The following is a 20,887-nucleotide window of genomic DNA, read 5'->3' as shown; positions in this document are numbered from 1 at the left end:
AGGATCCTCCGTGGTTCTGCCCGCCCTGGACGGGCGGCTGGCTGACTCCCACGTTAGGCGTGTTGGGCCGAATCAAAAAGACCCAATCGTGTGACGTATTTCTGGCGCATGAAGTTATTAGCGCCGCTTCTTCCCGGGACGCTTCGCTCCCGTTACGGCAGCAGCTTTGGCAGCGGGCGGCAGGACTGATTTCGCGGACGACGGCTCCGTCTCCGGTTCGGCCACGCTTCCGCGTCCCGATGCAATCGCCTTCATGCCGTGGTAAATGATCAGGGCGGCCGCTGAGCCAAGGGCGATGCCGGTGAACGTGAGCTCCCCAAGAATCCAGGTGTAGTCGGCGATACCGATGATAAGGGCGACGGCAGCGGTGGTCAGGTTGATGGGGTTGGAGAAGTTGACCTTGTTTTGCACCCAGATTTTCACGCCCAGGATGCCGATCATCCCGTACAGCATGGTGGCAGCGCCACCAAGGACACCCGCAGGAACGGTGGCGATGAGTTCCCCGAATTTAGGCGAAAAGCTCAGCAGGATTGCAAAGCTGCCGGCCACCCAGTACGCAGCAGTGGAGTACACCTTGGTGGCTGCCATGACGCCAATGTTCTCGGCATAGGTAGTGGTACCCGAGCCACCGCCGAAGCCTGCCAGCACGGTAGCGGCACCGTCAGCCATCAGCGCGCGGCCGGAGACGTCGTCGAGATTGCGGCCAGTCATGGCGGCCACGGACTTAACGTGCCCAACGTTCTCGGCCACCAGCACCAGGACCACGGGAACGAACAGGCCCACCACGCCCAAATGGAATTCAGGGGTCTGGAAAGTGGGCAGCCCGATCCAGGACGCGGCATCCACCTTGGCGAAATTCACTTCACCCCGGGTCATGGCCGCCAGATAACCCACAACAACCCCCACGAGGATGCTCAGGCGACCCAGGATCCCCTTGAACAGCACAGTCACAAGGATGATGGTAGCGAGGGTGATCACAGCGGTGACCGGAGCGGTTTCGAAGTTGTTCTTGGCCGCCGGCGCCAGGTTAAGCCCGATCAAGGCGACGATGGCGCCTGTCACGATGGGCGGCATCAGGCGGTTGATCCAGCCTGCACCGAACTTCTGCACCACCGCTCCCACGATTGCCAGTCCGACGCCGGCCAGCACTACGCCGCCGAGGGCGCCGCCCACGCCGTACTGCTGCTGGGACGCAGCGATCGGGGCAATGAATGCGAAGCTGGAGCCGAGGTAGCTGGGAACGCGCCCCTTGGTGATAACGAGGAATAACAGCGTCCCGATGCCCGAGAAGAGCAGCGTTGTAGCGGGCGGCATTCCCGTGAGGATGGGCACCAGGAACGTCGCACCGAACATGGCGACGACGTGCTGCATGCCGACCCCGATGGTCAGGGGCCAGGTGAGCCGTTCTTCAGGAGCCACCACCTCACCCGGACGTACAGACCTTCCGGTACCGTGCAGTTTCCACTTGGTGCCGAGCATGCTCATGGCCAGGAGCCTTTCAGAGGGGGTAGCCGCAAGGGCAGGGATGTTTCGCTGCAACATTACCGCCCTGCATGACTGGTTGGCGCGCTTCTAGAACCGGCGGCGCCTGCCGGTGCTTCTCAACCCACGCCTCGAGTACTTAAACCAGCAGTGCCTCCGGCACGATGGGGGACACGCCGGAGGCACTGGGGGACGCGATTTCTGCAGATGAACTGCATGGCATGTGTCCGTTCCGTTTTCCATTCTAATCCCATCTCTTGCCCCGCTGCCCAATTCCCGCTGCCAGACTTGCCCTATGAAGAACCTCATCTTGGTGGCCTTCCTTGAGCCTGTGACACGCGGTGCGGAGTTCCCCAGGGCGCGATGGCCCCTGCATATGACCCTCGTAAAGTTCGACGTCGGACACCGTGCGGGCGGGGAATCGGGAGGCAGCGATGAGGTAGTTGCGGGGGTTGTGGCGCATGTGAAAGGGCATCAGGTCCAGAAGCTCGGTGCGGTTGTATCAACTCCGGCCTACACGCTGCAAAATTACCGCCCACATGTGACCCGTCAGGGTGAGAGGCGCTTTCACCGCGGCGACGTCGTCGTGCTTGACCGGATTGCGCTCGTGGACATGGCGCCGGATGGCGACCGGAGGATCCGCCGTGTCCTGGAGCTGTGGGTGTGTTGAGTTGACCCGAGCCGGTTCGCTGTACGGTTTGCCGTGATCGATCAGGATCAGGAGAGGGGAAAACGATTACCCAAAATCGAGCAATTTAGGTTCTGAGGGGCTTCTGGCGCGTTACTCTGATGGAGTGAGTATGGAAGCAAAGAACAGGGTCCCGGTCCTTAGCGATGTTGCAAAGGCTGCCGGCGTTTCAGTGCCGACGGTTTCCCGTGTGCTCACCAGCAGCAAGTACGTTGCACCCGAACTCCGCGAACGCGTGATGAAAGCCGTAAACGACCTCGAATATCGGCCGAACAGTGCTGCCCGCGCCACAAGATCGGGAAAGCGGTCCATGGTTGCCGTCCTGACCGGCGCGACGTCGAATTACGGTTATGCCAAGACCATCGAGGGCATCGAGCTCGCAGCGAGGAAAGCCGGGCTGTCGGTCATCATTGCGGTGGTTGAGTCTGACAGCGAACCCGCCGTCAACGCCGCCATCGACCTCGTCCTCTCCCAACCCGTAGCCGGCGTCATTATCCTCGAATTTGACCGTCCGGGCCTCGCCGCGGTGAAGGCCTTTCCGTCGTCGGTGCCCATGGTGGTGGCCGGCGGCGGCACCCGTCGCAGCGGATCCACTCCCAGCGCGCTCCTGGATGAGCGCAGCGCGGGCCGGGATGCCACCGAATACCTTCTCTCACTGGGCCACAAGACGGTCCACCACGTCGCCGTTCCCACCATGGGCAAGCACTCGGGACGCACCCAGGGCTGGAAATCGGCGCTCACTGCTGCCGGAGCCCCGGTTCCTCCCGTGCTCCATGCCACCTGGGAACCTGCCAGTGGCTACAAGCTCGGCCTGGACCTCGCGGATCAGGATGACGTCACGGCAATCTTCTGCGGAAACGACGACGTCGCGATCGGCGTCATCAGCGCCCTGCTGGATCGGGGGCGCCGCGTTCCTGAAGACGTCTCCGTGATGGGCTTCGATGATCAGCCCCATGTTGCCCTCTGGCGGCCCTCGCTCACCACGGTCCGGCAGGATTTCGGCGACCTCGGGGCGCGCGCCTTCCAGCTCCTGTCAGCGGCGGTTGAGGGCGCTGACGGCTCTTCATCGTCCATCGTCAAACCCGAACTCGTCCTGCGGAACTCCACTGCGGCAGCGGGTTCGTCCGCCGCGTAGCCCGCTGTCGGCGCCGGACCCCCAAAACGCTCCCTCACGTTTCGTCCTGAATTCCCAAACGCTCCCGCACGTTTCGTCCTCCTGCCGACGAAAGGTGAAGGAGGGTTTTGGGGATTGGGCGCGAGAAGTGATGGAGGGTTGGGGGAATGGGTGCGAGAGGTGAGGGAGGGTTTGGGATGTTTGACCTGGAGCCCACTTGGGCAAGGATGAATGTATGGCTGACATCATCGAGTTTCTGGAAGCACGCATCGCGGAAGAAGAGGCAGAAGCCCGCCGGGGACTCGAAAGCCGGGATGAGGTCTATGGCGCTGTCGGCTGGTTCGACCCCGCGCGAGTCCTTGCAGAATGCAACGCCAAGCGGAAAATCCTGGACAACGTCCCGCTCGTTACAGATATCCCGACACAGACCGGGGCCACCAGCGAGTACGTCCTGATGTGCGTGGCGTCGGTCTATATGAACCACCCGGATTACCAGGAGGGGTGGTCTATTGATCCCTAGGTATCCGCGAAAAGACTCGTACGGTAAACAGTTTCCTGCCGCATCACCCTCTTGTCAGATTGATGGTGTGGTGCTATAAAAATCTGTATCGGCGGATATATATCCGGTCTAAGAAAGATGGATCAAAAGGAGGTATGAGATGTTGATGCTGAATGACCCGTTCCGGCACCTGGACCGGCTCGCTCAGCAGGTGCTTGGCACCACTGCCCATCCCGCCGCGATGCCGATGGATGTCTGGCGGGAAGGCGATGAAATTGTGGTTGCGCTGGATCTTCCCGGCGTCGAAGTCGATTTGGTGGACGTCGACGTTGAACGCAACGTCCTGACGGTCCGCGCCGAGCGCAAGGACCCGGTGGGTGAAGGCACGGAGTTGGTCGCTTCGGAACGCCCGCGCGGTGTCTTCAGCCGGCAGCTGGTCCTGGGGGAAACCCTGAATACGGACCACGTGCACGCTAGCTATGACGCCGGTGTGCTGAAGGTGCGGATCCCGGTCCTCGAGGAGGCCAAGCCGCGTAAGATCGAGATCCAGGCCGGCGGCCAGCAGCAGCAGATCAAGGCCTAAGCCTCGCGTTCCAACACGCCGGGCTTGGTCAGGGTCTGACGGAAGCCGGGGCGGGGTGTCCGGACATGCCAGGGCTGCCTTCGAGGGCGGTTGGTATTAAGGTGCACGCCACAGCGCCTTGTAGCGCAATTGCAGCAAACGGTGCCTGCTCATCCCGCCCCCCAAACACACGTGGTCACTGGCCGACGAGAGCGGCCGGTGACCACATGTTCGTTGAACTGCGTTCTTAGGGGGCCGGGCCGCGTCCCGACCGAGCGAACTCTCCCTAGGCTGGGTGCAGCTCGATGACGCGGGCACTCGGGGCTTGGGGCATGGTCACTTTAAGCACCGCTGGTTGGCTCGCAGTTCCCGGAAGGATTTCGACGGCGGACGATCCCCAGCTGGGGTACGCCACCGAAACCGAGGGGTTCGGGCCGAGCCAGTCCGGGAGGGTGATCAGCTGTTCATCCAGGCCGCCACGCCGGTGAAGGGCAATGAGGTAGCGGTCCTTCCGGGAGTCCTCATCGGCCGCGATATTGGGGAAGGTGGCGCCCTGGGCGATCCAGTGGTCGCGCCATCCGGGCAATCCAAGCGGGAAGGATGGTTCCGACGCCGCGATGCCGGCCCGCAATCTCTTGTAGGCCTCAATCCCTTCACGGACAACGTCCATTTGGGCGTCGTGCAGGGTGTCGATATGTCCCGCCAAGTGGACTCGTGCCAGCAATGCGCTGCTCAGGGAGAACGCCAGTTCCTCGGCGTTCATGCTCCCTTCCACTGAAGCCCAGACCCCGGACTGCTCGGGCGCAATCGCCAAGGCGGCGGCAGCGGAGATGGGAGGAGTCTTGATGAAGTCCTGCTGATCAGTGAGTGACTGGACGGGAAAGACTGCTCCCGAGGCGCCGTCGGTCCTGGAGCCACCGGCCGAACATCCTTCAATGGTGAGGCCGGGGTGCCGGTCCATTGCGGTGGATACCCACTCAAGGAATGCCCTGTTGTGCTCGAGCAGCCCTGCGCCGGCAGCACCCGTGGCGTCCGTGCCCGAGCCAATATCGATGTTGTAATCGAGCTTCAGGTAGGCGAGGTCGAAGTCAGCCATGAGCCGGTCCACCACCTGGTCAAGGTGGGCACGCGCCGCCGGGTGCCGGAGGTCGAGCTGGTAGCGGCCCCATTCCTTGATTCTCTTGCCCCGACGGGTGAAAAATGCCTCGGGAGGAAGCAGGTCCGCCATCCGGCTACGGGCTCCCACCACTTCCGGTTCCAGCCACAGCCCGGGCTTCATGCCTGCCTCGCGGATCTTTTCGATCAGGCCGCTCAGCCCGCCGCCGGGGAACCGGTTCAAGGACGGCTCCCACTCGCCCACGGAGTCCCACCAGCCGCCGTTTTCGTCGTCATACCAGCCGGCGTCGATGCAGAAGACCTCCACTCCCAGCTTTGAGGCGGCAGCGATGAGCGGCAGCTCCTTCTCGGTGGTGGGATCGGACATGAGGCAGTTGAGGAAGTCGTTGTAGATTACCGGCAGCTGCACACTATCCGTGTGCGGCCGGCGGATCCGGCGCCGGTAGGCTGTCAGTTCGGTGGCCACGGCGTCCAAACCGCCAAGCGGGACCACGACGACGGCGGCGGGGACGGTGGTGAATTTCTCACCTGGGTTCAGGGTCACCGCCCACTGGTGTTCCTCGGCAGTAGGCCCGGAAACGGTGAGGTAGACGTCGTCGTAACGGTCTCCGAGTTCATAATGCCAGGCCCCGTTGTTCTCCACCTGCCAGCCGATCATGCGGCCGGAGTGCAAATCCTCGAGGATCCCCAAGGGCAGATGTTCGCCGGTGGACCACGCCCCCGTGGACGTCGTGACAATCCGGTTTTTGGAACCGACCTGGTTGTACTGGACCATCCCCACGTTGTAGAGCCCGCGTTCGGCCAGCGTTGAACGGCGCCAGCGGAACTCCCCGGACCACGGGTTGGCTGCTTCCCACAGACCAAAGCGTTCTTCCCAGTCTGCTCCATGCCCGAGGCCGGACAGAGTCAGGGAAGAGATGTATTCAAGCTCGACGGCGGTGGCTCCGGCCCGTACTTCTGTCCAGCACCGGAGGACAGCCGAGCCGTCTGAGAGCTCATAAAACACTGAAACTTCGACGCCGGACACAGAATCGCGGGCGTCGATCTGAAGGCGATTGCCGCCGTCGTACTCGCTGCGGACTATTGCCGTGAGCCGCAAACCCTGGGCGGCACGACCGTCCACATGCCGCTTTCCCGCGGTGCCATGGCGGCCGTCCCCGGCCAGTGCGAGTTCCACCAACGGTAAGGCTGATCGGCGCAATCCGGCGAGATCAGGAACAGGTTCGCTGGCGTGATGAAGGGCGAGCAGGCGGGGTGCCGTGTCCTCCCCATGGAGGATGTGCAACTGAATGCAGCTGTTTCCCCACGTGAGGATCTCGCCGCCTTCCGGCACCTCGAGGGTGGGTGGCTTGTCCTCGACATCCGGAGGGAGGTGAGTAAGGGTCATGGTGGCTCCTGGTGGTGGTTCGGCAGCCTGTTGCCGGAACTGTCCTAGAAATACGATCTTTTGAGGATAACGTTTTCCCAGAAGGAATGCGAGGGCCATTGTGCCCTTTGTGTTCTTTTAGCTGATGCGGAGGTGCTTCTACCCGTCCCGAGCAGCTAGTTCAGGGTCTTTTCGGCCACCCTGAGGATCAGGGAACGTTTCTCGTCGTAATGGTTCACGAGGGAGGAACGAAGGTCGGGAAGCCATGGAGGGGAGTCTCCGGCTGCTGGTTCCACATCGAGGACCCCGGTTCGTTGTAACAGGTCCCGGGCCGCGTTGGAGGCCATACAGATCGGCAGGAGGGCGACTTCGTCCTCGTTCAGGGTGCGGACAGAAGCGTAGCCGTCAAGGAAGGAGGCGAACAGGGCAGGATAGGTTGGGTTGTCGCAGTCCTGCCCCACTATGTCTCGCAGCGCTGAGGCAATATCCTCTGCAAAGCGGCCAATGCGGGCCTCATCCAGATCAAAGATGGACACTGCATCGCCCTCCCAGCGCAGGTTGTCGAGCTCGAAGTCGCCATGCAACACGCCCTTTTGGGCGGGAAGGCCGGGAAGGGCAGCCCAGTCGGCAGCCAACGTTTCGGCAGCCCGGGCGAGCCGCGGATCGACGTTCAGGCTGGCAAGCGTGGCGAACGGGGACGTGGCCAAGGCAGGCTGTGTGTCTGCCTTCCCCGCAATCCCGGGATCAAGGAAGATCCCACGATGCGGCGCCGCGTCCATGTGGAATCTGGCAAGAGCGGCGCCCCACGCCCATGACTGGTCTTCGGTCAGGGTTTCCGGCTCCCTTTCTTCGCCTCGGGCCGCGGTAACTGCCGCCGCGTGAACCGAACCGGCCGGCGTCGCGAGCGTTTCCACGAGCCGCCCGGCCTCGGAAAGCACGGCGGACACCACTGGGTGGCCTGCCGATGACAGCGCGGTCAGCAACCTGGCTGGCCGCAGCAGGGCCTGCTCCGGGCGAACTCTCGCAGGGACAAAGCGCAGGAAGATGGTCTCTTGTGCCGTGGTCTTCGCCGGCACGATGAATACGTGGGCCGCGCTCGAGCGCAGGTAGAGCGCGGCTCCGGGCGGCAGGCCCCAAGCGGCAGCCACGGCGTCGGCCACAGGGCTGCGCCAGGCTTCGTCGACGGTACTGTTCAGGGACTTGATCTCGCTGAGGGGAAGCATCCCAGCTATCCTCCCGAGGCCTGACGGCGCCGTCAAGCACCAGCCGGCCGTAGGACGCTAGGACGGAGTCAACGAGAACTGCCTGAAATCCGCACAAAAGGTCTGATCGCGAAGGTCCTGGGCACATACGCCGACAAAAGGCCCGGTGAACCTCAGGGTCCGGCCGTAATCATCGGACAGGTGCGTCGCATTCAAGCCTGCGGCCAGTTGCTCAAGCCCGCCGTCCTCGGTGCCCCAGGAGAACTGCACTTCATTCGGCGTCATCGTGCCCTTCAGCAGGAGCGGTCCTGAGTCAGGAACCACGGCGGTGGCGTGGACCAGCAGTCCCTTCTCGGCGTCGCGCTCCCATACCTCCACTACGCGTTTCAGCGAGTCTTCAGTGTCCCGTACCGAAAGCCTCAGATAGAAGTAGGCGCTGGTGTTGTAGTAGAAGATCAGGCCCGCGGATTGCGTGTAGTTTTCCGGGGCGGCGTCAAGGACAACGCTCACCGACACGGATTCGCTCCTGATGCGCTGGGCAATCAGGCTCTGGTCCCGCAAGGAATCCGTACTCCTCATCCCACGCAGGCGCAGCCAACCGGGGCGGTCGGTGGTGCTCAGCCAGTCGGCCTTGGAAGCGGGAGATCGTAAGGTGCTCCAGGGCCAGGCTAGAGGCTCGCCGGCAGCAGGAAAACCAGAGGACGGGCCGACGGCGGGAGCGGGCGGCCGCCCGTCGGGCGCCACTTGCAATCCCAAAGGCATTTGCAATCCGGAAGGCGCCGGGATCAGTCCGGCAGGCGCCGGGATTTGTTCGGCGGCATGGTGGCCTCCCTGTTCAAGCCGAAGCCAGCCATCGGGAGTCCAGGTCACTTTTTGGAGGCACGTCTCCCGGCCGAGAATCGCGCGACGGTCGCCGTCGGACTCGATCCAGCGGCTGGCAAGGTGCACAAGGTAGTCCCCGCCCGCCTCTGTGGTGACGAGCTCACCGTGACCGGCCTTCTGGAGGGGGAGCGCGTCGTCGTCCCGGCTTGTGAGGAGGGACCCGTCCGGGTCGGCTTCGTAGGGGCCGAGCAGCTCACGGGAACGGAGCATCAGGATGCCGTGGTTGAAGCCCGTCCCGCCTTCGGCGGTCATGAGGTAGTACCAGCCGTCCCGGAAATACAGGTTTGGCCCCTCGATCAGTGTGGCGCTGCGGAAGATGGAGTGGGGAGCCCCGACAGTGGCTGATCCGTCGGGTGTCAGTTCCTGCACATTGATGCCCGCAAATCCGCCGCGGCCATTGGGGCGGTTGTCCCACTCCATGTTCGCGAGCCAGTGCCTGCCCTCATGGTGAAAGATGGAGGGGTCGAAACCAGTGCTGGTGACCCGAGCCGGTGCTGACCAGGGACCTGAAGCGTCCGCCGCCCTGGTCACATACGTGTCCATGTCCTTCTGGGCTCCGCCAAAGGACCGTACCACCGTGAACGTCAGCCAGAACGTGCCATCGTTCCAGCTTAATGACGGCGCCCAGATGCTCCCGGAATCCTGGATCCCGCTGAAGTCAAGGGCGACGCCGGGTCCGTTGAGTGAGCCTGCGAACTCCCAGTTGGCCAGGTCCCTGGACCGGTGGATCGGAATGGTGGGGAACCATTCAAAGGAGCTGTTGGCCACGTAAAACCACTCTCCCACGCGAACAATGGACGGGTCCGGAAAAAAGCCGGGGAGTATGGGATTGGTGATGGTCATGGCCGTCCTCACCAAACCGGTACTTCTGGGTAGGCAAACTCCTGGCCAGACCGGTAGCGGTCCAGCTCGGCCAGCACATGTTCACCCAGGCGCGCCAGCTCATTGCCCATGGATCCGGCGATGTGAGGCGTGAGCACGACGTTTGGCATCGAATAGAGTTCATGCCCGGGCGGCAGGACGTCCGGCGTGGTCACATCCAGGACCGCGTTGATCCTCCCGGTGCGCAGCTCGGCCAGGAGCGACTCCTGGTCCACCAGTTCGCCGCGGGAGGTGTTGATCAGGGTGGCTCCGGTCTCCAGCAGGCCCAGCTGGTTTGCGCCGATCATCTCGAAAGTGGAAGGAAGTACTGGCGCATGGATGGAAACCACGCTGCTGGATGCCATCAGGTGGTCCAGGTCCACAAGCTCGACGCCGAGAAGTTCAGCCTCCTGCGGATCCAGCGTTGGGTCCGATACCAGCATATGGAGATCAAAAGGACGCAGCAGTGCGATGACCTTGCGCCCGATGCGTGAGGCGCCCACGATTCCCACGGTGCGCCCGAAGTTCCCCGAAAGCGGGAACCGCTCTTCCCGGTCGATGGCGGCCTGTTCCCCACGGTAGAGGCGCGTTGCCCGGAAGGCGTCTTTATTGGCCAGGAGGATCATGGCCAGCGTGTACTCCGCCACCGGGGTTGCGTTCGCGTCGCCGGCATTTGAGAACCTGATCCGCGTTTCCGCCCCGGGGGGCAGCTGCGTGGAAGCCACCCCGCCCTGGTGCACAACCGCTTTCAACCCCGGCGCCAGCTCCAGCAGTTCCGCCGTAAATGCCGGACAGCCCCAGCCGGTGACGATTACTTCGGTCTGGGCAAGGATGGCGGGATCCACCAGGTGCCAGTCGGTGACCACGCCCGGGCTGAGCAGTTCGATACGCTCATGGAGCCCGGGCCACCCGGCACCGAAGACGAGATCGGCCAGACTTGCCGGCGTCATGGCCAGAAGGGCTTTGGGCCGCCGGGCTTTTTCTGAGGTCCCGGCCCTGGAGACAGCCGAAAGCTGACGGTCCGAAGTGGTGGGGGGACTATCGAGGCTCATGTGATCTCCTGGTGGCGGCGGCGGGACTTGCCGGGGATCTGCTAACCGTCCCGTAATCGAGGATAACGTTTTCCCAAGTTGATTTCCAGAGCAGTCCGTATTTGTCGATGAGTATTAAGAAGCGCACTAACGCGAAGACTGCGGGGCAATTGGAATCCGCAAGGGCTCGTCGCCGAACTCTACCGTGGCGATTGAACCGTCCGGCCGATGAACCAGGCGTTCAAAGAGAGTTTCGCGGTTGAAGCCGTTTCCCCCCGGAATGGCGAAGCGGTGGTAGGCAATGATCCAATCCTCGGTACCTTCGACATTCAGGATTGAGTGATGGCCTGTTGCCCGGATGCCCCGCTCCAGGTCCTTTTCGAGGATCACACCGTGATGCGTCCAGGGGCCAAGGGGTCCCGGTCCGCTCGCGTAACGGACGCGGTAGTCGTCCTCACGGGTATCGTTTTCAGACCACGACAGGTAGTAACTCTCACCCCTGCGGTGGACCCAGGCGGCCTCACGGAAACCCTCCGGATTCCACGAAACTACGGCGCCGGGGTCGAACGAGACCATGTCCTCATTCAGCTTCACTCCGTGCGCGGTGCCGTTGCCCCAATACAGATACGCGCTGCCGTCCTTGTCCACAAAAACAGAGGGATCGATGGTGAAACCGGCAAACACCCCCGCCGGCACCAGCGGCTTGCCCAAATCTTTGAAGGGGCCGGTAGGGGAGTGGGCCACTGCCACGCCGATATTACCGTTGGCCGTGAAGTAGAAGTAGAACTTGCCATTGCGCTGGGCGGCAGCCGGAGCCCAAGCCCGCTCGCTGGCCCAGGTGACGTCTGTCCCCAGGGTGAGGATGGTGCCATGATCGGTCCAATCCACCAGATCCGGAGAGGAGAGTACCGAGAACGAAGTGCCCGCCCAATCCTCGAAACCGTCTGAGGTGGGGTAGAGGTAATAGGTGTCCCAGTACTGGATCAGGTTCGGATCCGCGAACAGCCCGGGAAGTTGGGATTTGGCGGGAAGGGTGTTCCTCGTTGGCAATGACGCCTGGGTTTCTGTTGGTGCCGTCGGTTGCTCTGTTTGGCTCATGGATCGCTTTCTCTGGGCTCGGGCAGGGGCCGTGGATTGCGTCGACTCTACAGCGATGGACAAGTTCATTCCAGAGGCTTGCCCGGTACTTCTACATCGTTGTAGAGTCTGGTCTTCGAACAATATGCCAATTCACCCACTAGGGACTGGAGCTTTCCTTGCCGCGCTCTTCACCTGCAGATCAACAGGATGGTCCTGAAGACGCCTTCCTCTTCGCATATTTCTGCTCCGAGGGAGAGCCCGACGGCGAGCAGGTCCGGTTTGCCGTGAGCGAGCCCGGAAACCCGCTGCGCTATGTTCCGTTGAATGCGGGAGCTCCGCTTTTGGTTTCCGACGTCGGAGAACAGGGTGTGAGAGACCCATTCCTGGTGCGGTCCGTGCTGACGGGATCGTTTCATCTGCTGGCAACTGATCTCCGCGCCCATGGCCAGGACTGGGAAAATGCTGTGCGCCATGGCAGCCGGAGCATCCTGGTGTGGGACTCGCAGGACCTGATGGACTGGACAGGACCCAGGCTGGTCGAGCTGATGGGGCCGGAGGCGGGAAACACCTGGGCACCCGAGGCCTTTTTCGAGGCCGAGTCCGGCACTTACGTGGTGTTCTGGGCGTCCTCCCTGTATGAGGACCCTGGACATGCTGACCCCTCGTACCACCGCATGATGTACTCCACGACCACGGACTTTGTGACCTTCTCTGAACCCGACGTGTATCTGGACCGGGGACACTCCGTCATCGACAGCACCATGATCGAGCACGAGGGCCAGATCTACAGGTTCACCAAGGACGAGCGCGAGCGGTCCGGCAACGGTCCCAATTCGAAATTCATCTTCCAGGAGCGTGGCGAAACAGTGCTGGATCCCGACTACTTTCCGGTGCGGGAAGGGATCGGGTCCGGGGCCATGGAGCACGGTGAGGGGCCCATTGCACTCGAGGCTCCCGACGGCGGGGGCTGGTACCTGTTCCTGGATGAATTCGGGAGGCGCGGCTACATGGCGTTCCACTCAGCCGATATCGCCGCCGGAATATGGGAACCGGTGGAAGACGCGTTGCTTCCTCCCGGTGCCCGCCACGGTTCCGTCCTGCCAATTACCCTTTCCGAGCGGGATCATCTCCTGAGCCGGTATCCGGCCCAGGAGATGATCCTCAGAGTGGTGGCCACCTTTTAGGGGACGGCGCTTTTTAGGAGACGCTTTTTAGGAGATGACGCCGTCCACGAGGGCCTTTGCTTCAGCCTGCACCTGCTTGAGGTGGTCTGCACCCTTGAAGGACTCCGCGTAGATCTTGTAGACGTCTTCAGTGCCGGAGGGCCGGGCGGCGAACCAGGCGTTCTCAGTGACCACTTTCAGTCCACCGATCGAGGCCCCGTTGCCGGGAGCTTCAGTCAGCTTGGCGGTGATGGTTTCACCGGCAAGTTCGGTGGCGCTGACGTCAGAGGAGGATAGCTTGCCCAATGCCGCCTTTTGTTCGCGGCTGGCGGCGGCATCAATGCGCGCGTAGACGGGGTCACCGAACTGGTCGGTGAGGCCCTTGTAGAGCTGGGAGGGGGACTTGCCCGTGACGGCGGTGATTTCCGAGGCCAGGAGTGCCAGCAGGATGCCGTCCTTGTCCGTGGTCCATACGCTGCCGTCCATCTTGTTGAAGGAAGCGCCGGCCGATTCTTCGCCGCCGAAAGCACCTTCCCCGGAAAGCAGGCCGGGAACAAACCACTTGAAGCCCACCGGAACTTCCACCAGCTTCCGGCCGAGGCTCTCCGCCACGCGGTCGATGATCGAGGAGGAAACCAGAGTTTTGCCAATCACAGACTGCGGATTCCAGCCGGCCCGGTGACGGTACAGGTAGTCAATTGCGACGGCGAGATAGTGGTTCGGGTTCATCAACCCGCCGTCCGGCGTCACAATGCCATGGCGGTCGGCGTCAGCGTCATTCCCGGTGGCGACATCAAAGCTCGCGCCGCCGTTGGACATCCGCTGAATGAGCGAGGCCATTGCGGAGGGGGAGGAGCAGTCCATCCGGATTTTTTCGTCCCAGTCCAGGGTCATAAAGGCCCATTGCGGGTCCACAGTGGGGTTCACGACGGTGAGGTTGAGATGGTGGCGCTCACCGATTTCACCCCAATAATCGACGGCGGCGCCGCCCATGGGGTCTGCGCCGATCCGGACGCCGGCCTCCCGGACGGCGTTAAGGTCCAGAACGGAGGGGAGGTCGTCGACGTAGCTGCTCAGGAAGTCGAACTTGCCCGTTGTGTCGGCGTCGAGGGCTTCGGCCACAGGGATCCGCTTGACGCCGCGAAGCCCGTTTTCAAGGAGTTCGTTGGCGCGGTTGGCGATCCAGCCTGTGGCATCGCTGTCAGCAGGGCCGCCGTGCGGCGGGTTGTACTTGAAGCCGCCATCGCCGGGGGGATTGTGGCTGGGCGTGACAACTATGCCGTCTGCCTGCGGGGCGCCGGAGGGGGAGTTGCGGTTGTGGGTGAGGATCGCGTGGCTCAGGGAGGGGGTGGGGGTGTAACCGTGACGTGCGTCGATGAGCACGTTCACGCCGTTGGCCGCGAGGACTTCGAGCGCTGAGTTCTGGGCTGGTTCGCTGAGCGCATGGGTGTCCTTGGCCAAGTACAACGGCCCGGTGATGCCTTGCCCCGCCCGGTACTCAACGATGGCTTGGGTAATGGCGACAATATGCGGCTCATTGAACGAGGCTTTGAGGCTGGAGCCCCGGTGTCCGGACGTACCGAACGCTACCCGTTGGCCAGGGTCTGTGAGATCCGGCGAAACGTCGTAGTACGCATCCAGGAGTGCGGTGAGGTCAACAAGGTCTTGGGGTTGGGCAACAGTACCCGCGCGGCTAGCCATGGCACCAGCATGCCAGACGAGGCGCGAGTCCACACGCTAAGTCCGGAATCGGGCTCCTATGACAGCGAATTAGCCCTCAAAGACCTTATGCGGAGGCTTTTCCACCTTGGGTGGACGCCATTCCGGTGGCCGGTGCGGAGAGTGAAGTCTGCTGGAGGATCCGGTTAAGGAGCTCGACGTCGAGGCTGAAGCTGCCTTGATCCTCGCGGACCACTCCCAGATCCTGCAGCGCCAGAAGGTGCGGCAACCCCTCTTGCGGAGAAATGCCCGCGGCTTCATAGATCTGGCCAGGGGGACGCCAGGTTTCTCCACGGAGACTTCTGAGCATCGCCATTCGTGGTGCCCTGGAGAGGACGTTTAACGCTTGGGCGCTGAGGGGTGCAGCGACGTCGCGCGGCGGTTCCAAGCGGGTGTTCAGGGGTGACGGTCCCGTGGACATCGTGTGCGTCCTTTCTGGTGCCCAAGTTAATCCTCGCCCTCGTTGGCGAAGCTGGACTTGAAGGGGTCTGCTTATTAGACGGGGCAACTGCCAAAATGTGACGCGGTGCCCCGTGGTGCCGCCTGTGCTACGCGGCTACTGACGGAAACCTGTAGGTTCAGCAGTGCTGGTGAGCTGCTGCCCGGTGAGGGCTGTCACGGCCGGATGCGGCCAGGTGGAAGCACGTATTCCGCGGCGACCGTTTCCGAAACAAGGAGTCCGGAAAGTGCGCGGGATGCGATGTGCTTGGTGATGTTAAAGCAAAATTATTGAAGCCGCGGCAACCAGTGGGGGAGTCCCTTTTTAGGGACCTGCACGGTGACGGTTTAACCGCCCGTATCTGATCGACCGCGTCAAGGACCTCGTTGACCTGTTTCATAGCGCCCTTCAAGCTCAGGGAACCGAGCAGGCCCAACTCCTTTCAGCTCCTTTTGTTAGCGTAAACAAGTTTTAGAGCCATCAAGGGTTTTGGTCATAAAAAACATGAAATTGGTGCCAGTTTCCGGGCCTTTGGCCCTTGACACGATTCAGCAATCGGTTTCTGGTGCTGGATATTTCGTTGAATGACTAACGGCTAATGGAGAAAGCGGCGGAAGTCTTGCCTCAGACGCTTTTCACAGCAGAGGAAGAAGGGAATGGCGGTTGCGTAGGACTCATAGACGGGAATGCCTGTGTAGCCCAGGAGTCGAGTAGGGGACAACCGCCCCGGGTTGCTGGGGGAGGGCAGCGCGGGCCACGGGCCCGACGCCATCCGCCACTGCCGGGACGGTCTCGAGCACGTCCTCAGGAAGGAAGCTTGTTCAGCTTACGTAGTTGCTGGTCGAACATGCGGGCAGGAACAAAACGCCGCATCTTGGACACGACGGCAGTCCGTGAGCCGCCTGCATACCGCATCTTGGGGTTGGTGTCGGTAGCGCCGGCGACGATCGCCTTTGCTACCGTCGCGGCTTCGTCGCCGTGCTTGATTTGACCGATTGAGAACTCCTCAAACACCTGGCGCCGCTCGGCGTAGGCGGGCAGCGGCCGGTCGGGCCTGATGGTGTTCGCCTCAAAGGAAGTGTTGGTCCAAGCAGGCTGTACCAGTGTGACCCGCACGCCGAACTCCCGGAGCTCGTGATCGAGGGACTCCGAGTACCCCTCCACAGCATGCTTCGTTGCCGCGTACACGGCCATGTAGGGCTGCGGAATTATCCCGAGGATCGATGACAGGTTCACGATGCGGCCGCTCTTCTGGGCCCGCATGATCGGAAGGACGGCGTTGGTCACACGGATGACTCCGAACACGTTGATGTCGAAGACGTGCTGAGCCTGCATCACGGAACTTTCCTCCGCCGCACCCGAGGATCCGATCCCCGCGTTGTTCACCAGAACGTCGATGCGCCCGTGCCGCCGGACTACCTCTGCGATCGCTTTTTCCACAGACGGGCCGCTGGCAACGTCGAGATCCAGGAACTCCACTCCATTGAGCGGCTGGGCCTTCGATGCGTTGCGGCTTGTCCCGATTACTGTGAATCCTGCTTCCACAAGAGCGACGGCGGCGGCTTGGCCAATGCCTGTTGACGCGCCGGTTACGAGAGCTACTTTTTGGGTTGGTGCCATTTCTGCCTCCATGGAGTCGTGTATGCAGTCGAGTAACTATGTGTTACACAACTGTATCATTTACTCAATTAGGTGCACCAGTCGTGTCCCATTTTCTCGCAGGACAAGCCGCTTGCCTTAATTTCTTGGGCCGGTCCCGTGCAGCAAGGTGTCCACCACGAGTGTCGCGAGCGTATCCGTTGTCTTAGCGTCGGGATTCGGATCTTCCGGAAATCTCTGGAGGGCTTCGCTCATCAATGCGTAGTACACCTGCCGTGTCCATTCCAGGTCTGCATCCGCAGCGAGGAGTCCATCGCGTTGTGCCCTTGTGAAGAGATCAAGGCAGCGGACGTTGATCCGGTCCCAGATCTCCGCCGCCGCGCTGGTGTCTGCCAGAGGGCTGCCAAGAGTGAATTTCCACGAGTTTTTTGTCCTGAGCACATTAGCAGTCACTCGATGCAACGCAATGAGGGGAGGGGAAGAGTCAGGGTTGCCCGCCTCGATGGCGTCGGCGAGCTGTTGTTTGGCGGAGATCGCAAGGGCATCCATCAGCGCCTTCCGGTTGGCGAACCTGCGGTGCACTGTGGTCCTGGTCAGTCCTGCCCTCTCGCCGATCTGCTCCATGGAAGCGCCGGGGTCATCGACCAACACTTGCTCGGCCGCTTCCAGAATTGCGCGCACACTGCGTTCGGCGTCGGCACGTAATGCCCGGCCCATTCGTCTCTCCATCTGTAGGTTCATTCCACCCTAATAGATACTCAATAGGGACACATTTCGGAATAAGAGGAACAAGCGTGTTACATTTCCGACACTTATTCACGAACCAGACGAAACTTGGAGCGGCAGTGACAGAGCGCAAACGACTCATCACCTGGGAAGACCCTGCCGTTGGCGCGGCAGCTATGCCGAGCATGAGCGGCCTTGACTACCTCCATTCGATGATGGGCAAAAAGCTGCCGCCACCGCCGATGGGCGAACTGTTGAACATGACGCTTACAGAGGCGGGACCCGGAACGGCCACCTTCACGTGCCAGCCTGACGAATCCCATTACAACCCGATCGGCGCGGTTCATGGCGGGCTGGTATGCACGCTGCTCGATTCAGCACTCGGCTGCGCCGTGCAAACCACCCTGCCGAGGGGAGTGGGCTACACGTCGATAGAAATCAAAGTGAACTATCTTCGCTCAATCCGTGCCGGCAGTGGCCCGTTGACCTGTGTTGGCGTTGTATCGAAGGCCGGCAACCGTGTTGCTTTCGCGGACGGCACTGTCACGGACGCCAGTGGCAAACTTGTGGCTACTGCCACCGGGTCGCTGCTCGTCTTTCCCATCAGCTGATCTTGAGGGGCATTCCCGTTAGATTTCTGCTGCGTCCCTGAAGGGCCGTGTCTACGAACTGCCGAAGCGGACGATAAGCCCGCCGCGGATCGTGAAGTGGTGGGCAACGCGGTCGTTCAGGGCTTTGCGGCTGGCCTGGTGCGTAGTGGTATAGCGCCTGGAAGGGGCGCTGGACGACAGGCAGCGAAGAAAAGTGCGGTAACAAGCCAGGCGGCCCCACGAAGCCATCCCCGTCGAAGCGTGCTTCGAATAGTGGATATGAGCAAGGCAGAGAAACAGGCGCTACGGTACTGCGATTACTACTGCTTCATGTCATTGACTGACTTTATGGCCTGGGTGGATGCAGAGGATGGTACCGAACCGGAAATCTCCTACCTGATTGGGTCCTGATTTTCGACTCCACACTGCTCGTAGGCGGCGGTGCAGTCTCCCGAACTGAGTCGTAGGCGAATGGTCCCTTCCATATTTGTGGCTAGCCACACATGTTTCCTGTACAGTATGTGGCTAGCCACATACTTAGGTTTTCTAACAGGGAGAAGAGATCATGAAAGCTATCCAGTTTGAGCAGTTCGGCGGAACCGATGTTCTGCGTCAGGCGGACGTTCAGGTCCCACAGCCAGGCTCAGGCCAAGTGCTTGTCAGGGTGAGGGCGGCGGGAGTGAACGCGCTGGACGGGAAGATCCGTTCGGGTGCTCTGGAGGCCGTGTTCCCGACGCCGCTGCCAGTAATTCCCGGATTCGAGGTGTCCGGCACGGTGGAGGCAGTGGGTGCCGGCGTGACGGAGGTAAGCGTTGGAGACGAGGTCTTCGGGTGGTCAGATACCGGCGCCTACGCCGAGTACGCCCTGGCAACCACAGTCGCCCCCAAGCCCGCCGAACTTGATTGGGAACGCGCGGTGGCGCTCCCAGTGGCAGGCGAGACAGCTGAGCGGGTTTTGAACCTGCTCGCCGTCGCATCCGGGGAGACTCTGCTGATCCACGGCGCCGCAGGAGCGGTCGGGACCATCGTGGTCCAACTCGCCGCTGCCCGTGGTGCGCGCGTTATTGGCACGGCCGGCCCCGGCAACCAGGACTATGTGACCTCTCTCGGCGCCGCGGCGACCTTGTACGGGGATGGGCTGGTCGAGCGGGTGCAGGCTCTTGCCCCTGACGGGGTTGACGCGGTGCTTGATGTTGCGGGAAAAGGGGCGCTCGAGGACTCCATTACCCTGCGCGGTGGTACCGACAGGATCGTCACCCTCGCTGATTTCCGTGCTCATCAGCTGGGGATCACTTTTGCCACCGGTGGTCAGGAGCGCTCCGCTGAGCATCTTTCTGCGCTGGCGCAGGAGGCTGCGATCGGAAAGGTCGCCACCACCGTCACTGCCTACCCTCTCGCTCAGGCCGCCAGGGCCCAAGACGTCAGCGATGCCGGGCACATCCGGGGCAAGCTCGTGCTCACCGTATCCTGACCAGGCCCGCGCTTTCCGGCGCTGTAGGCTACACCGACTACCCGATGCACACCGGCTGAACGGACTGAATGATGCCTACTTCACACCTGCACATCCCCACTACATTCGACCAGGGTCCGGTGAGCTACGCGATCTTTCAACTTGCCCGTGCCCACCGGGGCTTTGCTGCCGGCCTGCTCCGGGCGCTGGACCTCCATCCGGGACAGGAACTGGTGCTCATGCACCTCTTTGACCGGGACGGACAAACACAGTCCGAGTTGCTCGCCAGCGTCGGACTCGACCACTCAACGGTCTCAAAGACCCTGCGCCGGATGCAGGACGCCGGCCTTCTTATCCGCCAACCGGCCGACCATGACCGGCGCGTGATGGTGGTCCATCTCACCGAGAAGGGCCGAGCCATGCGCGAGCCGATCGCTTCCATGTGGCAGACATTGGAAGAGACCACGACGCGGAATCTGTCACCCCAGCAGGCGGAGTCCGTGATGACCGCCGCTGACGCCATCGTTAAAGCAATCAATTCCCGGATCCAAATGGACCGGATGGAAAGCGAGACCTCATGACCATCACCCCTTCGACCCTCCCCGTCCTCGTCGTCGGGGCAACCGGCTCCCTCGGGGGCAAGGTCGTCGACGAACTGCTCAAGCGCGGCAAGAGCGTCCGCGCGCTGGTCCGTCCGACCAGCGACGCCAGCCGGCTCCAGACCAGGGGTGTGGAGATCGCCCGCGGTGACATGCTCGACGTCGACTCGCTGGTTGCCGCCATGAACGGGGCGGATGCCGTGATCACCACCGCGGCGGGCTACACCCGCGGCGGCAAAAATTCGCAGGACATCGACACCATCGGCAACTCCAACCTCGCCGAAGCGGCTCGCCGGACCGGTATCCGGCGGTTCGTCCTGACCAGCATCCTCACCAGTGACCAGACACCCAATGTCCCCCATTTCTGGCACAAAAAGGTCGCCGAGGACAAGCTGGAACAGCTCGGAGTCCCCTTTGTAGCGCTGCGTCCAGGGGCGTTCATTGACCAGGTCGCAAGCATGGGCGGCAACCCCATCGATAAGGGCCGAATGATGTGGCCGGGCAAGGCGTCCGTCCCGCTCACCTTCGTCCACACCTCCGACCTCGCTGCTTACTTGGCCGCGGCCGTCGACGCCGATGCAGAAGACGGAGAACGCATCGATATCGGCTGGGACCGGCCAGTGAGTGTACTTGAGGTGGCGAAACTCATGGGAGTAAGCGCCGGGAAGCCGATCAAGGTGCGCGCAATTCCTTCAGCCATCACCCGCGCCGTAGGCGTT

Annotated in this window: 20 protein-coding genes; 10 read left to right on the top strand and 10 right to left on the bottom strand. The window is 62.2% G+C overall.

Annotated features, from left to right (window positions below; genetic code table 11):
* Positions 1-117 precede the first annotated feature (117 nt).
* Entirely contained in the window at positions 118-1,485 is a 1,368-nt protein-coding gene (locus tag RIN13_RS11500; RefSeq protein ID WP_309107474.1) for a solute carrier family 23 protein, read from the bottom strand.
* Positions 1,486-1,777: 292 nt separating this feature from the next.
* Here RIN13_RS11500 and RIN13_RS11495 point away from each other — a divergent pair, with 292 nt between their 5' ends.
* The 4 genes from RIN13_RS11495 (at position 1,778) to RIN13_RS11480 (ending at position 4,366) form a co-directional block, all read left to right on the top strand.
* Complete coding sequence (locus tag RIN13_RS11495) at positions 1,778-2,152, top strand: hypothetical protein (protein ID WP_309107473.1); 375 nt, start codon at positions 1,778-1,780, stop codon at positions 2,150-2,152.
* 130 nt (positions 2,153-2,282) lie between these two features.
* A complete protein-coding gene (locus tag RIN13_RS11490) occupies positions 2,283-3,305 on the top strand; it encodes a LacI family DNA-binding transcriptional regulator (protein ID WP_309107519.1) in 1,023 nt (340 codons plus the stop codon).
* 214 nt (positions 3,306-3,519) lie between these two features.
* Positions 3,520-3,804 (top strand): DUF6221 family protein, encoded by a 285-nt coding sequence (locus RIN13_RS11485; protein WP_309107472.1) that lies wholly within the window; start codon positions 3,520-3,522, stop codon positions 3,802-3,804.
* Positions 3,805-3,943: 139 nt separating this feature from the next.
* Entirely contained in the window at positions 3,944-4,366 is a 423-nt protein-coding gene (locus RIN13_RS11480) for an Hsp20 family protein (RefSeq protein WP_309107471.1), read from the top strand.
* Between the two features lie 265 nt (positions 4,367-4,631).
* Here the strand turns inward: RIN13_RS11480 and RIN13_RS11475 are convergent, their stop codons facing one another.
* The 5 genes from RIN13_RS11475 to RIN13_RS11455 form a co-directional block, all read right to left on the bottom strand.
* Positions 4,632-6,848, bottom strand: coding sequence for an alpha-galactosidase (locus tag RIN13_RS11475; RefSeq protein ID WP_309107470.1), 2,217 nt, complete (start codon positions 6,846-6,848; stop codon positions 4,632-4,634).
* 155 nt (positions 6,849-7,003) lie between these two features.
* Entirely contained in the window at positions 7,004-8,050 is a 1,047-nt protein-coding gene (locus tag RIN13_RS11470) for a phosphotransferase (RefSeq protein ID WP_309107469.1), read from the bottom strand.
* A gap of 57 nt (positions 8,051-8,107) precedes the next feature.
* Complete coding sequence (locus tag RIN13_RS11465; protein ID WP_309107468.1) at positions 8,108-9,754, bottom strand: family 43 glycosylhydrolase; 1,647 nt, start codon at positions 9,752-9,754, stop codon at positions 8,108-8,110.
* 8 nt (positions 9,755-9,762) lie between these two features.
* Positions 9,763-10,824 carry a hydroxyacid dehydrogenase gene (locus tag RIN13_RS11460; RefSeq protein WP_309107467.1) on the bottom strand — a complete coding sequence of 354 codons (1,062 nt, stop codon included), beginning with the start codon at positions 10,822-10,824 and terminating at the stop codon, positions 9,763-9,765.
* Between the two features lie 126 nt (positions 10,825-10,950).
* Entirely contained in the window at positions 10,951-11,901 is a 951-nt protein-coding gene (locus tag RIN13_RS11455; RefSeq protein WP_309107466.1) for a family 43 glycosylhydrolase, read from the bottom strand.
* 158 nt (positions 11,902-12,059) lie between these two features.
* Between RIN13_RS11455 and RIN13_RS11450 the strand changes: the two genes are divergently transcribed.
* On the top strand, positions 12,060-13,067 hold the full coding sequence (locus RIN13_RS11450; RefSeq protein ID WP_309107465.1) for a glycoside hydrolase family 43 protein: 1,008 nt from the start codon (positions 12,060-12,062) through the stop codon (positions 13,065-13,067).
* Between the two features lie 27 nt (positions 13,068-13,094).
* On the opposite strand, the gene pgm is transcribed toward RIN13_RS11450, so the two are convergent.
* The 4 genes from pgm to RIN13_RS11430 all read right to left on the bottom strand — a co-directional run bounded on the left by pgm (position 13,095) and on the right by RIN13_RS11430 (position 17,520).
* Positions 13,095-14,747 (bottom strand): phosphoglucomutase (alpha-D-glucose-1,6-bisphosphate-dependent), encoded by a 1,653-nt coding sequence (pgm, locus tag RIN13_RS11445; protein WP_309107464.1) that lies wholly within the window; start codon positions 14,745-14,747, stop codon positions 13,095-13,097.
* A gap of 85 nt (positions 14,748-14,832) precedes the next feature.
* A complete protein-coding gene (locus tag RIN13_RS11440) occupies positions 14,833-15,186 on the bottom strand; it encodes a hypothetical protein (protein ID WP_309107463.1) in 354 nt (117 codons plus the stop codon).
* 822 nt (positions 15,187-16,008) lie between these two features.
* Positions 16,009-16,824, bottom strand: a complete 816-nt coding sequence (locus RIN13_RS11435) for an oxidoreductase (RefSeq protein WP_309107462.1) — start codon at positions 16,822-16,824, stop codon at positions 16,009-16,011.
* 117 nt (positions 16,825-16,941) lie between these two features.
* Complete coding sequence (locus RIN13_RS11430; protein WP_309107461.1) at positions 16,942-17,520, bottom strand: TetR/AcrR family transcriptional regulator; 579 nt, start codon at positions 17,518-17,520, stop codon at positions 16,942-16,944.
* Positions 17,521-17,648: 128 nt separating this feature from the next.
* On the opposite strand from RIN13_RS11430, the gene RIN13_RS11425 reads away from it, so the two are divergent.
* The 5 genes from RIN13_RS11425 to RIN13_RS11405 all read left to right on the top strand — a co-directional run.
* On the top strand, positions 17,649-18,140 hold the full coding sequence (locus RIN13_RS11425) for a PaaI family thioesterase (protein WP_309107460.1): 492 nt from the start codon (positions 17,649-17,651) through the stop codon (positions 18,138-18,140).
* Between the two features lie 258 nt (positions 18,141-18,398).
* Positions 18,399-18,530, top strand: coding sequence for a hypothetical protein (locus RIN13_RS11420; RefSeq protein WP_309107459.1), 132 nt, complete (start codon positions 18,399-18,401; stop codon positions 18,528-18,530).
* 154 nt (positions 18,531-18,684) lie between these two features.
* The gene (locus tag RIN13_RS11415) at positions 18,685-19,590 is read left to right on the top strand and encodes an NADP-dependent oxidoreductase (protein ID WP_309107458.1); all 906 of its coding nucleotides are present in this window, start codon (positions 18,685-18,687) and stop codon (positions 19,588-19,590) included.
* Between the two features lie 71 nt (positions 19,591-19,661).
* Entirely contained in the window at positions 19,662-20,150 is a 489-nt protein-coding gene (locus tag RIN13_RS11410; protein ID WP_309107457.1) for a MarR family winged helix-turn-helix transcriptional regulator, read from the top strand.
* Positions 20,147-20,887, top strand: a 741-nt coding sequence (locus RIN13_RS11405) for an SDR family oxidoreductase (protein ID WP_309107456.1), incomplete at its 3' end; no start/stop codon positions are given. The genes RIN13_RS11410 and RIN13_RS11405, both read left to right, overlap by 4 nt.

The sequence above is a fragment of the Arthrobacter sp. genome (assembly GCF_031179985.1).
Classification (GTDB): domain Bacteria; phylum Actinomycetota; class Actinomycetes; order Actinomycetales; family Micrococcaceae; genus Arthrobacter.
The sequence above is the reverse complement of the archived record's forward strand: the minus strand, read 5'-3'. Positions and strand labels throughout refer to the sequence as shown.

Excerpts from the sequence above, each read along its gene's own strand:
- pgm (WP_309107464.1), bottom strand. The coding sequence starts at position 14,747 with ATGGCTAGCCGCGCGGGTACTGTTGCCCAACCCCAAGACCTTGTTGAC.
- RIN13_RS11435 (WP_309107462.1), bottom strand. The coding sequence starts at position 16,824 with ATGGCACCAACCCAAAAAGTAGCTCTCGTAACCGGCGCGTCAACAGGC.
- RIN13_RS11490 (WP_309107519.1), top strand. The coding sequence starts at position 2,283 with ATGGAAGCAAAGAACAGGGTCCCGGTCCTTAGCGATGTTGCAAAGGCT.
- RIN13_RS11430 (WP_309107461.1), bottom strand. The coding sequence starts at position 17,520 with ATGGGCCGGGCATTACGTGCCGACGCCGAACGCAGTGTGCGCGCAATT.
- RIN13_RS11485 (WP_309107472.1), top strand. The coding sequence starts at position 3,520 with ATGGCTGACATCATCGAGTTTCTGGAAGCACGCATCGCGGAAGAAGAG.
- RIN13_RS11470 (WP_309107469.1), bottom strand. The coding sequence starts at position 8,050 with ATGCTTCCCCTCAGCGAGATCAAGTCCCTGAACAGTACCGTCGACGAA.
- RIN13_RS11460 (WP_309107467.1), bottom strand. The coding sequence starts at position 10,824 with ATGAGCCTCGATAGTCCCCCCACCACTTCGGACCGTCAGCTTTCGGCT.
- RIN13_RS11500 (WP_309107474.1), bottom strand. The coding sequence starts at position 1,485 with ATGAGCATGCTCGGCACCAAGTGGAAACTGCACGGTACCGGAAGGTCT.
- RIN13_RS11420 (WP_309107459.1), top strand. The coding sequence starts at position 18,399 with ATGAGCAAGGCAGAGAAACAGGCGCTACGGTACTGCGATTACTACTGC.
- RIN13_RS11465 (WP_309107468.1), bottom strand. The coding sequence starts at position 9,754 with ATGACCATCACCAATCCCATACTCCCCGGCTTTTTTCCGGACCCGTCC.
- RIN13_RS11475 (WP_309107470.1), bottom strand. The coding sequence starts at position 6,848 with ATGACCCTTACTCACCTCCCTCCGGATGTCGAGGACAAGCCACCCACC.
- RIN13_RS11410 (WP_309107457.1), top strand. The coding sequence starts at position 19,662 with ATGCCTACTTCACACCTGCACATCCCCACTACATTCGACCAGGGTCCG.
- RIN13_RS11440 (WP_309107463.1), bottom strand. The coding sequence starts at position 15,186 with ATGTCCACGGGACCGTCACCCCTGAACACCCGCTTGGAACCGCCGCGC.
- RIN13_RS11455 (WP_309107466.1), bottom strand. The coding sequence starts at position 11,901 with ATGAGCCAAACAGAGCAACCGACGGCACCAACAGAAACCCAGGCGTCA.
- RIN13_RS11480 (WP_309107471.1), top strand. The coding sequence starts at position 3,944 with ATGTTGATGCTGAATGACCCGTTCCGGCACCTGGACCGGCTCGCTCAG.
- RIN13_RS11415 (WP_309107458.1), top strand. The coding sequence starts at position 18,685 with ATGAAAGCTATCCAGTTTGAGCAGTTCGGCGGAACCGATGTTCTGCGT.
- RIN13_RS11495 (WP_309107473.1), top strand. The coding sequence starts at position 1,778 with ATGAAGAACCTCATCTTGGTGGCCTTCCTTGAGCCTGTGACACGCGGT.